The following is a 13,701-nucleotide window of genomic DNA, read 5'->3' as shown; positions in this document are numbered from 1 at the left end:
GGACAGTACACCACCATCCGGACTATCGTCTAGACAGCTGTCCACCCATTCTGCATCGATCCATCTCTGTATCGGTCCACCCCTGAATCGACCCACCACGACGGAAGGCTCCGAAGTGACGACGAGCATCACCGACACCGCCCCCCTGCTGATCGGCGGTGAGCTGCGACCCGCCACCGGGGGCGCCACGTTCGACGTCCTCAACCCCGCCACCGAGGAGGTCATCGGCCGGGCCGCCGACGCCGGGCGCGAGGACATGGACGCGGCCATCGCCGCCGCGCGCACCGCGTTCGACACCACCGACTGGTCCTGGGACCACTCGTTCCGCGCGCGGTGCCTGCGCCAGCTCCGCGACGCACTGCAGGGACACATCGAGGAGCTGCGGGCACTGACCATCGCCGAGGTCGGCGCGCCCCACATGTTCACGACCGGCCCCCAGCTGGAGGGGCCCGTCGCGGACCTGGGCTGGCTCGCCGACCTGGTGGAGGCCTACGAGTGGGTCACCGAGCTCGGGGTGTCCGAGATCATGGGCGTGCGCTCCAACCGCTCGACCCGGCGCGAGGCGATCGGCGTCGTCGGGGCCATCACCCCGTGGAACTTCCCCAACCAGATCAACTTCGCCAAGATCGGCCCCGCGCTGGCCGCCGGCTGCACAGTGGTGCTCAAGCCCGCCCCCGACACCCCGCTCATCGCCGCGGCCGTGGCCCGGATCGCCGCCGAGGAGACGGACATCCCCGCCGGCGTACTCAACGTGGTGTCGTCGTCCGACCACGGCCTCGGCGAACAGCTGACCACCGATCCTCGCGTCGACCTGGTCTCCTTCACCGGATCCACCGCGACCGGCAAGAAGATCATGGCCGCCGCCGCCGAGACGCTGAAGAAGGTCTTCCTCGAGCTCGGCGGCAAGTCCGCCGCGGTCGTGCTGGACGACGCCGACCTGAACTCGGCGTGCTTCATGACCGCCCTCAACGCGTGTACGCACGCCGGCCAGGGTTGTGCGCTGACCACCCGCCTCGTCGTGCCCCGCGAGAGGTACGACGAGGCGGTCGAGGCGGCCAAGGGCGCCATGGCGGCGTTCGCCCCGAAGGACCCCAACGACCCGGGTGCCTTCTGCGGCCCGGTCATCTCCGCCGTCCAGCGCGAGCGCATCGAGGGTTACATCGCCCTGGCCGTGGAGGAAGGCGGCACCATCGAGATCGGTGGCGGCCGCCCCACCGGCGAGGGCATGGAGCGCGGGTTCTGGGTGGAGCCGACCCTCATCTCCGGTCTCGACAACTCGGCGCGGGTGGCACAGGAGGAGATCTTCGGCCCCGTCCTGGTGGTCATCCCCCACGATGGCGATTCCGATGCGATCCGGATCGCCAACGACTCCCCCTACGGACTGTCCGGAGCCGTGTGGGGCACCGACCCCGAGCGGATCGAGAAGGTCGTGGCCGGCATCCGCACCGGCACCCTCGGCGTCAACGGCGGCCAGTGGTACGGCGCCGACGTGCCGTTCGGCGGGTACAAGCAGTCGGGCATCGGCCGCGAGATGGGCCGCGAGGGCTTCGAGGAGTACCTCGAGATCAAGTCCGTGGCCACCCCGGCCTGAGGCCCCGGACAGCCCCGGACAGCACCGGAGAGCCCGGGCACCCGGCACCACTGGCCCGGCACCTGGCCCCACACCACTCACCAGCACCACTCACCAGCACCACCCCATCCAGCATCACCACGCCGACAGGAAGAGACACACGACATGGGACGTTTCGACGGTAGGACCGCCATCGTGACCGGAGCCGCCGGCGGCATCGGCGAGGAGTACGCCAAGGCCCTCGCGGCCGAGGGCGCGAACGTGGTGGTCGCCGACGTGTCGACCGAGAACGGGGAGCGGGTCGCCGCGGACATCGTCGCCGCGGGCGGCCGGGCGGTCTTCCGGCACACGGACGTCTCCGACCCCGACTCGGCCAACGCCTGCGCCGAGGCCGCGGTCGAGGAGTTCGGCCGCCTGGACATCCTGGTCAACAACGCCGCGATCTTCGGCGGCATGAAGCTCGACTTCCTCATCACCGTGCCGTGGGACTACTACGAGAAGTTCATGTCGGTGAACCTCAACGGTCAGCTGCTCATGGTCCGCGCCTGCTGGGAGAAGATGACCGCCGCCGGCGGTGGCGCCATCGTCAACCAGTCCTCCACCGCGGCGTGGCTGTACTCGGGCTTTTACGGGCTGGCCAAGGTCGGCGTCAACGGCCTCACCCAGCAGCTCGCCACCGAGCTGGGCGGCTCGAACATCCGCATTAACGCCATCGCTCCCGGGCCGATCGACACCGAGGCCAACCGCTCCTCGACCCCGCAGTCGATCGTCAAGGAGATGGTCGACAAGCTGCCCATCAAGCGCATGGGTCAGCCGGAGGACCTGGTGGGGATGCTGCTGTTCCTGCTGTCGGACGAGGCGTCGTGGATCACCGGGCAGATCTTCAACGTCGACGGCGGACAGATCATCCGGTCATGAGCGGGCATCCGATCACGAGCGACCCGGCCCCGGCCCCCGAACAGGACCCCGCACCCGCGATCGGCCCCGGCGGTCCCGGCGACTCCCCCGCCCCGGTCGGGTTCATAGGCCTGGGCAACATGGGTGCGCCGATCGCGAAGCGCCTCCTGGCCTGGCCGGGCGGGCTCGTGGTGTGCGACGTGCGCCCGGAGACGACCGAGCCGTTCGTCGCCGAGGGGGCCACCGCCGCCGCCACCGGTGCCGAGGTCGCCCGCACGGCGCGCCTGGTGTCGGTGACGGTGCTGGACGACGCCCAGGTGCGTGACGTCGTCGACGGGCCCGAGGGGATCCTGCGCACCGCCGCACCGGGGACCGTGATCGCGGTCCACTCCACCATCGCCGACTCGACGGCTGTTGAGCTGGCCGAGGTGTGTGCGACCGCCGGGGTCCACCTGGTGGACGCGCCGGTGTCGGGTGGCGCCCAGGGGGCGGAATCGGGTCAGCTCGCCGTGATGGTCGGTGCGCCGCGCGAGGTCTACGAGGCGTGCAAGCCGGTGTTCGCGCTGTGGGCGGGCATGCCCGTGCACGCCGGGGAGGTGGGTGCGGGCACGCGGATGAAGCTGGCCCGCAACCTCCTGCACTTCATCTCGTTCACCGCCACCGCCGAGGCCTCCCGGCTGGCCGAGGCCGCGGGCATCGACATCGCGAAACTGGGACGGGTGGTCCGCCACACCGACGCCATCACCGGCGGCGCCGGGGCCGTGATGCTGCGGGACACCACCGCGCCGATCGAGGCCGACGACTTCTGGCACGGCGTGTTCACCCACGTCCGTGGCCTGGGAGAGAAGGACCTGTCCCTCGCCCTGGGCCTGGCCGACCGGCTGGGCGTGGACCTGCCCCTGGGCACCATCGCGCTGCGCGACCTGGGCACCGGGTTCGGTGTCGGGCCGGGTGAGCTCGCCCGCCGCGCGGACGTCCGTGCGGCGGGCGGTGTGTCCGGCGATGCGGGCGGGACCGGACGAGACCACGACGACGACGACCACGACCACGACCACGACGAGGAGAACCGATGAGCGACGCCGCGGACGCCGGGATGAGCCCGGAGCGCGAGCACGGTCTGGCCAGGATGACCGAGGTGTACGGCTTCGAGATGTCCGACGGGCCGGGTGATTATTTCGCCGAGACCGCGGACCACCTGTTCGGCAGGATCTGGTCCCGCCCGGGCCTGAGTCACCGCGATCGCCGGTTGCTGCTCCTGGGGGCGCTGACGGCCCAGGGCAACACCGACATCGCGGACATCCAGGTGGGGGCGGCATTGGGCAACGACGAGCTGACGCCCGAGGAACTGGAGGAGATCGTGGTGTTCCTCTGCTACTACGCGGGTTGGCCCAACGGGACCAAACTCGGCAACGTCGTGGGCCCGCACGTGGCGCGTGCCCGCAAGGCCGCCCGCCGCGCCGAGGGCTGAGGGGCGGGCGCTAGGTTGAAACCCATGACCGCACCCGAGATCGAACCCGCGCTGCTCGCCGTAGCGCTCGCCGCCCCCGGCTTCATGCCGCTGGAGGAGGGCATCACCTTGTACGACATCGCCTGCGAGTTCCTGGGCGACGGTGTGGGCGTGGAGATCGGCACCTACTGCGGCCGCTCCACCGTGTTCCTCGGCGCGGCCGCCCGCGTGACCGGCGGCAGCATCGTCACCGTGGACCACCACCGCGGTTCCGAGGAGCACCAGCCCGGCTGGGAGTACCACGACACCTCGCTGGTGGACCCCCACACCGGCCGCCTGGAGACCCTGGGCTCGTTCCGCCACACCATGTGGGACGCCCGGCTCGACGACGTGGTGACCGCCGCGGTGGGCACGTCGACCCAGGTGGCCCGCGTCTGGGGCAAACCCGCGTCGTTCGTCTTCATCGACGGAGGCCACTCCTCCGAGGCGGCGCAGGCCGACTACGAGGGCTGGGCCCCATGGGTGGAGATCGGCGGGGCGCTGCTGATCCACGACGTGTTCCCGAACCCGGAGGACGGCGGCCGTCCCCCGTACGAGATCTATTGCCGCGCGCTCGAGTCGGGCCAGTTCACCGAGGTCCGGGCCGTGGACTCGCTGCGCGTGCTGCGCCGCGACTCCGGCGAGGTCGGCGCGCCGATGCCCTGAGCCCCCAACCGCCCCGGATCCGCTATTCCGAATCCGGATCCGCTATTCGAATCTGGGTAGCGGATCCGGATTCGGGGTAGCGGATTTCGTGGTCTGCGGGGCGGGCCGGGCTGGTCTGCGGGCCGGGCGGGCCGCAAGGGCGGGTCACACCGCCCAGCGACTGCCGGCGCTCCACGGGTCGCCGGGTGAGGGCCGGCCGCGCCGTGAGTGCAGGAACCGCCCCACCACGGCTGCGCCCAGGTCGTCGACGTCCGGCGCCACCACCGTGCCGTCGACCCTCCGGGCCAGCGCGTCGAGGAACCGGGACAGACCCGGGTCGTCGCCCAGCCGGAAGAAGGTCGTCTGCGCCCCGGTGCGGGCGACCCGGTCCAACTCGTCGACGGTGATCCGGATGGTGTCGGGGTCCGGCGGGTAGGCGAACCACGGCTCCCCGCCGCTGAGCAGGTGGGCGGTGGGTTCGCCGTCGGTGACGATGAGCAACACCGGCTGCATCGTCGGGTGCTCACGGAAGTACCGCCCGGCGAGCAGGAGCGCATGATGCAGGTTCGTGCCGGCCTCGTACTGCGCGTCCAGGGAGAGCAGGTCCTCCACTGTCCGGGTCTGGGCGAAGCGGCCGAACGAGATGAGCTGCAGCCGGTCCTGCCGGAAACGGGTGCTCACCAGGTGGTGGAGGGCCAGGGCCGTACGCTTCATCGGGACCCACCGCCCCTCCATGGCCATGGAGAACGACGTGTCCACCAGCAACGCCACGGCGGCCTGGGTCCGCGCTTCGGTCTCCCTGACCTCGATGTCCTCGGGCAGGAGCCGGATCCCCGCACCCGTCTCGCCCCCCTCCGCGGCGATCCGGGAGATCGCATTGCCCACGGTCCTGGGCACGTCCCAGGACTCGACGTCACCGAACTCCCAGGCCCGGCTCGACCCCGTCTGCTCCCCCGCGGCCCCCGACAGCCTGGTCTCGCGCGCACCGGTCCGGCCGGACAACCGCTGCGCGGCGTCGCGGAGCAGTGACCTCCCGAGTTTGCGCAGCGCGGCCGGGGAGAGTCGGAGGTCCCCGTCCGGTCGGCGACTGAGGTAGCCGGACTCACGCATCTGCTGTTCGAGCCGCGACAGCGTCTGCACGGACACCGCCGCCTCGCGACCGAGATGGCGGGCCACCGCCTCCAGGTCGAGTTCGGACAGCGGGGACCTGTCGCTCCGGGAGAGCTGTTCGGCCAGCCGGTCGAGGTCTCCGAGTTCGGCCATGGCCGCGGTCCCCTCGGACATCCCCAGCCCCTCGGAGCCCTCGAAGTCCTCCGAGCCGTCCCAGTCCTCGCCCGGACGCAGGGACTGCAGCAGCCCGTCCAACCGGCCCAGCTGCTCCATCAACTCGGGCGAACCGAACGCCTGCTGCGACAGGGCCATGAGCTCCTCCCGCTGCTCCGGCGTCATCGAGCGCATCATCCGCTGGGCCGCGGCCGCCCGCGCGGCGAGGGTGTCGATCAACTCCTCGACGTCCTTCGGCTGCTCCGGGAACGCGTCGGAGTGCTTGTCCATGAACTCCCGGAAGTCCTCGGGGGTGTCCTCACCGCGGGTTTGCTTGTCGAGCAGTTCGGTCAGGTCCGACAGCATCTCCGACACCGCCGCCCGGTCGGCGTCGGTCGCGTTCTCCAGCGCCTTTTTCATCCCGACGAATCGGGCGTCGAGCACCTCGGCGCCCATGAGGTCCTGGATGCGGCGGTACGCCTCGCGGGCGTCGGACGAGGCCCAGTCGTAGTCCTTGAGTTCCCCGACCGCGGCGGCCGGCGAGTCGGGCAGGTTCTCGATGGTCATCTCCCGCAGGGTGCGGTCCATCGGATCCATGGCGGTGTCGCGGGCGAGCTGTCCCCGCTCGGCGAGCAGCGCCTCGTCGAGCAGCCGGGAGACCTCCTCGAGGGTGCCGCCCAGGTGGTTCCGTTGCAGCAGTTCGCGGCGTCGACGCTGGATGCGTCCGGCCAGCTCGTCGAGGCCTGTCTGGTCGCGGCCGCCGGTGCGGAGGAACTCCCGCATGGACTGCTCCGGGGAGTACCCGGCCATGACGCCCTCGGAGACCGAGTCGAGCGCCTCGGACAGGTCGAGCGGGGGCGCGAGGGGGTCCGGCCCGCCGATGTAGCGCCCGTAGCGGGCGCGGGGCTCTGGTCGCGACATCGCGCACCTCCTGCTCCGGCGGCGCACGGCAGCCGCCGATGGTGTCAGCCGTAGACGGCGGCGCCGTCCCCGGTCTCCTTGGACAGACGCCGTGAGAGGTAGAGCCCCTCCAGCGCCAGTTCGATCCCGCCGGCCCGCTGGCCGACGTTCGACGCACCGACCCTGTCGGCGATCTCGTCGTAGAGCCCCGGTTCGGACAGCTCGGGCAGGGCTGCGAGGAATTCGGCGGCGGTGACGCTCGCGCCGGTCGTGAGGGTCACCGACCCGTCGAACGCGTCGACCAGCGGGGTCATGTCGATCCCCCGGAACAGTCCGCGGACGACGTCCACCGTGGCGATGCGCAGCAGGTACCGCAGGATCTCGGTCTCGCGCCCCTCCTCGCCGGGCTCGAACTCGATCTTGCCGCGCAGGACCTCGACGGCGGCGTCCACGTCGACGAGCCGTGCCACGGACTCACCCGGGTCGTCGGCGCCCCGCACGGCCGCCCGCCGACGGGCCGCCGCCGCGACGGTCTCCGCGCCGGCGATGGCGAAGCGGGCGGAGACGCCGGAGGCCTGGTTGATCGAGTCGGAGGTGCGCAGCTCGCGCGTGAACCGGGCGAGCAGTTCCATCAGCGGGTCCGGCACCTCGGCGGTCAGCTCGGCTTCCTGCCGCACGACCTCGATCTCGTCGGCCAGGTCGAGCGGGTAATGGGTCCGGATCTCGGCGCCGAACCGGTCCTTGAGCGGAGTGATGATCCGACCGCGGTTGGTGTAGTCCTCCGGGTTGGCCGAGGCCACCACCAGCACGTCCAGCGGCAGGCGCAGGACGTAGCCTCGGATCTGGACGTCCCGCTCCTCCATGACGTTGAGCAACGCCACCTGGATCCGCTCGGCCAGGTCGGGCAGCTCGTTGAGGGCCACGATCCCGCGGTTCGCGCGCGGCACCAACCCGTAGTGGATGGTCTCCGGGTCACCCAGTCGGCGGCCCTCGGCCACCCTCATGGGATCGACGTCGCCGATCATGTCGGCGACGGAGGTGTCCGGGGTGGACAGTTTCTCCACGTAGCGCTCGTCACGGTGGCGCCACTGCACGGGCAGCGCATCGCCCTCACGGGCGATCCGCTCGCGCGTGGGTTCGGTGATCGGCGCGAGCGGGTCCTCGCCCAGCTCGGATCCGGCCACGACGGGCGACCACTCGTCCAACAATCCGACGAGCGTGCGCAGCAGGCGGGTCTTGCCCTGGCCGCGTTCGCCGAGGAGGACGATGTCGTGGCCGGCGATGATCGCCCGCTCGACCTGAGGGATCACCGTCGTGTCGAAGCCGTGCATGCCGGGCCACGGATCGCGTCCGGCGGCCAGGGCCGCGAGCAGGTTCTCGCGCAGCTCCTCGCGGAGGCTGCGGCTGGTGTATCCGGCGGCGCGCAGCTCGCCGAGGGTCTGCACGTTCGGCTTATCGCTCACAGCGCCCACCGTAGCCCTGCGATGCCACTTCCGCTTCCGGCATAGGGTGGCATCATGCGTGCAGTGTTGACCCTCGTCCTCAACATCATCTGGCTGCTGACCGCGGGCATCTGGCTGTTCCTCGGCTATGTGCTGGCCGGGATCCTCGCCTGCATCCTCATCATCACGATCCCGTTCGGGGTCGCGAGTTTCCGGATCGCCGCCTACGTGCTGTGGCCGTTCGGCCGGGAGGTCGTCGACCGGGGCCGTCCCGGCGGGGTGAGCACGATCGCCAACGTCATCTGGTTCCTGGTGGCCGGACTGTGGCTGGCGATCGGCCACGTCGCCACCGCCGTCGCGCAGGCGATGACGATCATCGGCCTGCCCCTGGCGTGGGCCAATCTCAAGCTCATCCCGGTCACGTGCTTCCCGTTCGGCAAGGAGATCGTCCGCTCCGACCGGGCGGCGATGGTGCCGGTCGCCACCCGCTGACCGCCCGGGCGCCACCCGCTGACCCCGCACCCCCGCACCGCGGCCGGGCCCGGTCAGTCCTCGATCCCCGGCTGGTGGTGGCTGGCGATCGACACCCGGTTGAAGGCGTTGATCAGCACGATCGTCCACTCGAGCGCCGAGAGCTGCTCGTCGGAGAAGTGGTCGGCGGCGGCTGCGGTCGCGGCGGCGCGTTCCTCGGCGTCGTCCAGCCGGGTCAGCGTCTCGGCCAGTCGTAGTACCGCCCTCTCCGGGTCACCGAACGCATCGATCTCCCGCCACGCGGGCAGCAGGTCGAGCCGGTCCTGGGAGACCCCGGCCTTGCGGGCCGCCGGCACGTGGGTGGCCAGGCAGGCCGCGCAGCCGTTGAGCTGCGAGACGCGCACGTTGACCAGTTCGAGCAGCGACTCCTCCAGCCCGGCCTCGCCGGAGGCCTCCCGCGAGGACACGGCGGTGCGGACGAGCTGCTTGTAGACCTCGCGTTGGGCGCGATCCAACTGCGGGACCCCCATGTCAGCCGTCCTCCCCGCCGAATCGCGCCCGGTCGGCGTCCGTGGCCTCCCGGTACGCGCCGGCGAACTCGTCCGCGTTCTTGCCGAGGAAACCCTCCACCATCGAGCACACCGGCACGATGGTGATCCCCTCCTCGCGCGTGGCCTCCACCGCGCCGCGCACGAGTGCGGTGCCGATGCCCCGGCCACCGAACTGCTCGTCGACCACGGTGTGGTGGAAGACGCGCTCGCCGGCGTGGTCGCGGAAATCGGCGTGGCCGGCGACCTCGCCGGAGGCGTCCCGGACCTCGAACGCCTCGGTGGAGTCGGCTCGGTCCACGGTCACGGTGGCGCCGGTCTTGTCGGTGTACTCGGTCATCTGCGGTGTCCTCTCACATCGGGGTCGACTGCGCGCGCGGGTCCGGGTTGACCCGCGGTTTGAGGGCGGTGGTGGGCAGGGTGGGCGCTGGGAGCCGGGTCAGCCCCCGCGGGTCGTGGCCGATGTACCCGTCCACGCGTCCGAAGCGCTCCGATCCGGCCTCCCACTGCTCGCGGTAGCCCGCGATCTCGTCGTGGGTCCGGCCGATGAAGTTCCACCACATGATGATGTCCTCCTCGAACGGGGTGCCACCGATGAGGACCGCCCGTCCGGCGGTGGTGCCGGTGTTGCGGATCGTCAGGGTGGTCTCGCCGACGCCGGTGTACGCGAGGTGGCTGACCTCCACGTCGACGCCCTCGAGGGTCAGATCACCGGAGTCGACGAGCAGCCCGTGCTCGAAGGCCGGGTCGACGTCCAGTCGCAGTTCGGCGCCGGGGTCGAGCCGGAGCTCCGCGGCGACGAGGGGGGTGTAGGTGGTGACCGACGACGACGAGCCCAGCAGCGACCCCATGAAGACCCGCGCCGATCCGCCGGCGAATCCGACGGGGTCGGGCACGTGGTGGTCGAACCTGCGGCCGCTGCTCTCGCGGTGTTCCTCGGGTAGCACGGTCCACAGCTGCACGCCGTGCAGGACGGTGGTGTCCTGGGTCGAGACCTCGGTGTGGCAGATGCCGGCGCCGGAGGTCATGAGGTTGACCTCCCCCGGGCGCACCACCGCATGGTTGTCCCCGGAGTCGTGATGGGTGACGCTGCCCTCGAAGAGCCAGCTCACGGTCTGCAGGCCGGTGTGCGGGTGCGAGGGCACGTCCATGCCGCCGGTGGCCGAGACGTCATCCGGTCCGTAGTGGTCGACAAAGCAGAAGGCGCCGATGAGCGAGCGCTGGCGCTGCGGCAGCGTCCGGCGGACCGTGATCGCCCGCGGCCCGCCCAGGGGCACCTCGCGGGAGGTGATGATCTCCACGACGGCCCCGCCGGGCTGTGCTTCTGCCGAACGGGGCCCGTCCGGCGCACCGCCGGCCTCGCACTCGATCTCGGGCGGGTCGGGGTCGAGGTTGCTCATTCGACGACCTCGCTCATCTCGGCCCGGGCGTCGACGGCCTCGCGGCGCAGCTCCAGCTTCTTGGCGTTGATCTTCCCGCCCAGCGCCAGGACGAGCGCCTTGTCCACGACCGCCACCGGCAGATGGTCGAGGAGACGTCGGCCGAGGTCCCATCGCACGGCGTAGCGGCGACGGGGGCGCGTTGTGGTACCGGCGGTCCACACGGCCTCCGCGAGCACGGACGGGTCGGTGGCCTTGTCGTCCTCGCCGGCGGCCATTTCCCCCATCACCGCGGCCATCGCGGCGAACGGCGAACCGGGGGCGGTCGATTCCTGGAAGCGCCGCCGGATCGAGGCGGTCATCCCGGTGCGGAACGGACCCGGTTGGACGAGCACGACGTCCAGGCCGAGGAACATCAGCTCGCGCCGCAGCGCGTCACCGTAGGCCTCGATCGCGTGTTTGCTCATGGCGTAGGCGCCGTTCATCGGCATGCCGTGCTGCGGGCCGGTCTCGGAGCTGATGAGCACCACCCTCCCGCGGGTCTCCCGGAGGAGGTCCCACAGGGCGTGGACGGTGCGCACGGTGCCCATGACGTTGACGTCCAGGACCTGCTGCACCCGGTCCGGATCGGTCTCGGCCAGCGGCCCGATCCCGAGGACGCCCGCGAACGTGACGAGCGCGTCGAGGCGGCCGTGCTCGCGTCGGACCCGGTCGGACAGGGAGGTGAGCGAGGCGGAGTCGGTGACGTCGGCGGCGAGGGGCGTGATTCGGTCACCGCCGGGCGGCGCCTGGAGGTCGACGGCCACGACGTGCCAGCCCCGGGAGGCGTAGAGCGCGGTGGTGGCGGCCCCGAGGCCTCCCCCGGCTCCGGTGACGACGACGACGGGGGCGGCGGGCGCGCTGGTGTCCATACCCTGACGGTACCGGCGTGCGGAGTCCCGGTGGGGCGCTCCCGGGAGCCCGGCTGCTCCGATCACGGGAGCCCGCCTGCATGACCCCGGCGGGGCGCTCCCGGTGGCCCCGCCCGCGTCAGACCAGGGCGTCGAGGCCGAGTTTGCCGGCGAGGCGGTCGATGTAGGCCAGGACCTCGTCCTCGGTCCGGTCCGGGGTGCCGTAGACGAGTTCGTGGACGCCGAGCTCGCGGTAGGCGTCGATCTTCTCGTGATCCGGTTTCCCGTCGAGGACGACGATGTAGGGCTCGCCCTCCCGGCCGGCCTCGGCCCACAGTTCCCGCAGGGTCCGTACGCTGCCGGCGATGTCCTGGGAGATCGGGGTGGTCATCCAGCCGTCGGCGCTGCGGCAGATCCACTTGAGGTTCTTCTCGGTGCCGGCCGCTCCCACGAGGGTGAGCGGGCCGGGCGTGCGGGCGGTCTTGGGCCAGGCCCAGCTGGGACCGAAGTCGACGAACTCTCCGTGGTACTCGGCCTCGTCGTGCGTCCACAGCTCCCGCATGGCCTCGAGGTACTCGCGGAGCATGGTGCGCCGACGCTGCGGCGGCACGTTGTGGTCGGCCATCTCGTCCAGATTCCAGCCGTACCCCACGCCGAGCACGGTGCGCCCGTCGGAGAGGTGGTCGACCGAGGCGATGGTCTTGGCCAGCGTGAGGGGGTCGCTCTCCACCGGGATGGACACGGCGGTTCCGAGACGGATGGTCGACGTGACAGCCGCGGCGGCGCCGAGGGCGACCCACGGGTCCAGGGTGCGGCTGTACCGCTCGTCGGGGAGCTCGGCGCCGCCGGTACCCGGGTGCGCGGCCTCGCGCCGCACCGGGATGTGCGTGTGCTCGGGAACGTAGAACGCGGAGAACCCGGCGCGTTCGGCGGCCACGGCGGCCGTGGTCGGCCGGATGCCCCGGTCACTGGTGAACAGGGTCAGTCCGAATTCCATGCGTTCTCCCTCGTGCGCTGCGTCGACCCACCGCCTGACACCTGATCAGACAGGTGTCCAGCGGCGGTGTCGCCACAGACTAGCGCACGACGGCGGCGGGTGGGCAGACCTCGCCCGCCACGCACTCGGCCGGATCGCCCGGCTGGGACTGCAGACGCTGCATGGTGTGGTGCGAGACGTAGCGGAAGATCTCGTTGCCCGGGGTGGTGCGCGAGAGGGCGTCCGCCGCCAGCAGCATGACGGCCGCTGTCCAGGTACTCAGCTCGACCGGCCACCGCTTGCCGTCGGCGAAGACGAGTCCGGTCCAGTAGGAACCGTCGGTGTCCCGCAGGTGCTGCATGTTGGTGAACTGCGCGAGCGCCTGATCGTGTCGCCCGGCCGCCTCCAGGGCGAGCACCAGCTCGCACGTCTCGGCCCCGGTGACCCACGGCCGGTGGTCGACGCAGCGGATGCCCAGTCCGTCCACCACGAAGTCGTCCCACCGGGAGTCGAGCCGCGCCTGCGCCTGCTCCCCCACCATCACGCCGGCCAGGACCGGGTAGTACCAGTCCATGGAGAACTCGTCCTTGGGCGTGAAGAGCTCGGGGTGGGCGCGCAGCGCATGGCCCAACCGGTCGGCGGCGGCGTCCCAGTCCGGCGCGCTCCCGCCGAGCTCCTCGGCGATCGCGACGCCGCAGCGCAGCGCGTGGTGGATGCTGGACGAGCCGGTGACCAGCGCCTCCTCGCAGAAGCCCTCGGGACCGGCGCCCCACCACATCTGCCCCTCGGGCCCCTGGAACGTCAACACCAGGTCGAGTGCCCGGCGCACCGTCGGCCACATCGACTCGAGGAAACCGGGCCTGCCGCTCACCAGGTGGTGGTGCCACACGCCCACCGCGACGTACGCGCAGAAGTTGGAGTCGACGTCGCCGTCGGCGACGTGGTCGTCCTGCCACTTCATCGGCCACGACCCGTCGCCCCGCTGGGTGTCCCGGAGGAACCCGTACGCCCTCTCGGCGGCCTCCCACTGGCCCGCGACGGACAGGCCCATCGCCGACTCGACGTGATCCCAGGGGTCGGTGTGACCGCCGGTGAACCACGGGATCTCACCGCTGGGCTTCTGGACGGACGCGAGCCACTCGCCGGTGGCGCGGACCGCGTCGGCGTCGAGGACCCCGGGCACGGTGGGGACCGGACGATGGCTGGTGACTCCGGTGTTGGGCGTCTGCACGGA

14 protein-coding genes are annotated in these 13,701 nt (G+C 71.5%); 6 read left to right on the top strand and 8 right to left on the bottom strand.

What is annotated here, in order from left to right:
• The first annotated feature begins 115 nt into the window (after positions 1-115).
• The 5 genes from NR111_RS10765 to NR111_RS10745 all read left to right on the top strand — a co-directional run bounded on the left by NR111_RS10765 (position 116) and on the right by NR111_RS10745 (position 4,619).
• Positions 116-1,591, top strand: a complete 1,476-nt coding sequence (locus NR111_RS10765; protein WP_256820769.1) for an aldehyde dehydrogenase — start codon at positions 116-118, stop codon at positions 1,589-1,591.
• 144 nt (positions 1,592-1,735) lie between these two features.
• Positions 1,736-2,488: an SDR family oxidoreductase gene (locus NR111_RS10760; RefSeq protein WP_206474863.1), complete on the top strand. Its 753-nt coding sequence runs from the start codon at positions 1,736-1,738 to the stop codon at positions 2,486-2,488.
• The gene (locus tag NR111_RS10755; RefSeq protein ID WP_256820768.1) at positions 2,485-3,540 is read left to right on the top strand and encodes an NAD(P)-dependent oxidoreductase; all 1,056 of its coding nucleotides are present in this window, start codon (positions 2,485-2,487) and stop codon (positions 3,538-3,540) included. Before NR111_RS10760 ends, NR111_RS10755 begins: the two co-directional genes overlap by 4 nt.
• Positions 3,537-3,935 (top strand): carboxymuconolactone decarboxylase family protein, encoded by a 399-nt coding sequence (locus tag NR111_RS10750; RefSeq protein ID WP_256820767.1) that lies wholly within the window; start codon positions 3,537-3,539, stop codon positions 3,933-3,935. Before NR111_RS10755 ends, NR111_RS10750 begins: the two co-directional genes overlap by 4 nt.
• A gap of 24 nt (positions 3,936-3,959) precedes the next feature.
• Complete coding sequence (locus NR111_RS10745) at positions 3,960-4,619, top strand: class I SAM-dependent methyltransferase (protein ID WP_256820766.1); 660 nt, start codon at positions 3,960-3,962, stop codon at positions 4,617-4,619.
• A 144-nt stretch (positions 4,620-4,763) separates the two neighbouring features.
• Here the strand turns inward: NR111_RS10745 and NR111_RS10740 are convergent, their stop codons facing one another.
• Together NR111_RS10740 and NR111_RS10735 are read right to left on the bottom strand one after the other, a co-directional pair.
• The gene (locus tag NR111_RS10740; RefSeq protein ID WP_256820765.1) at positions 4,764-6,782 is read right to left on the bottom strand and encodes a VWA domain-containing protein; all 2,019 of its coding nucleotides are present in this window, start codon (positions 6,780-6,782) and stop codon (positions 4,764-4,766) included.
• A 44-nt stretch (positions 6,783-6,826) separates the two neighbouring features.
• Positions 6,827-8,233: a sigma 54-interacting transcriptional regulator gene (locus NR111_RS10735; RefSeq protein ID WP_374210712.1), complete on the bottom strand. Its 1,407-nt coding sequence runs from the start codon at positions 8,231-8,233 to the stop codon at positions 6,827-6,829.
• A 45-nt stretch (positions 8,234-8,278) separates the two neighbouring features.
• Here NR111_RS10735 and NR111_RS10730 point away from each other — a divergent pair, with 45 nt between their 5' ends.
• Entirely contained in the window at positions 8,279-8,695 is a 417-nt protein-coding gene (locus NR111_RS10730; protein ID WP_096907041.1) for a YccF domain-containing protein, read from the top strand.
• A 53-nt stretch (positions 8,696-8,748) separates the two neighbouring features.
• Here NR111_RS10730 and NR111_RS10725 read toward each other — a convergent pair whose 3' ends face one another.
• The 6 genes from NR111_RS10725 to NR111_RS10700 form a co-directional block, all read right to left on the bottom strand.
• A complete protein-coding gene (locus tag NR111_RS10725) occupies positions 8,749-9,204 on the bottom strand; it encodes a carboxymuconolactone decarboxylase family protein (RefSeq protein ID WP_256820763.1) in 456 nt (151 codons plus the stop codon).
• 1 nt (position 9,205) lies between these two features.
• Positions 9,206-9,562 carry a GNAT family N-acetyltransferase gene (locus tag NR111_RS10720; protein WP_069389554.1) on the bottom strand — a complete coding sequence of 119 codons (357 nt, stop codon included), beginning with the start codon at positions 9,560-9,562 and terminating at the stop codon, positions 9,206-9,208.
• Positions 9,563-9,575: 13 nt separating this feature from the next.
• On the bottom strand, positions 9,576-10,622 hold the full coding sequence (locus tag NR111_RS10715; RefSeq protein ID WP_256820762.1) for a pirin family protein: 1,047 nt from the start codon (positions 10,620-10,622) through the stop codon (positions 9,576-9,578).
• A complete protein-coding gene (locus NR111_RS10710; RefSeq protein ID WP_256820761.1) occupies positions 10,619-11,512 on the bottom strand; it encodes an SDR family NAD(P)-dependent oxidoreductase in 894 nt (297 codons plus the stop codon). Before NR111_RS10710 ends, NR111_RS10715 begins: the two co-directional genes overlap by 4 nt.
• A 118-nt stretch (positions 11,513-11,630) precedes the next feature.
• The gene (locus NR111_RS10705; RefSeq protein ID WP_067716785.1) at positions 11,631-12,488 is read right to left on the bottom strand and encodes an LLM class F420-dependent oxidoreductase; all 858 of its coding nucleotides are present in this window, start codon (positions 12,486-12,488) and stop codon (positions 11,631-11,633) included.
• A 79-nt stretch (positions 12,489-12,567) separates the two neighbouring features.
• A complete protein-coding gene (locus NR111_RS10700; protein WP_206474855.1) occupies positions 12,568-13,698 on the bottom strand; it encodes a prenyltransferase in 1,131 nt (376 codons plus the stop codon).
• Positions 13,699-13,701: the final 3 nt, after the last annotated feature.

This window comes from Dietzia sp. Die43, assembly GCF_024519835.1.
GTDB classification, from domain to species: domain Bacteria; phylum Actinomycetota; class Actinomycetes; order Mycobacteriales; family Mycobacteriaceae; genus Dietzia; species Dietzia kunjamensis.
The sequence above is the reverse complement of the archived record's forward strand: the minus strand, read 5'-3'. Positions and strand labels throughout refer to the sequence as shown.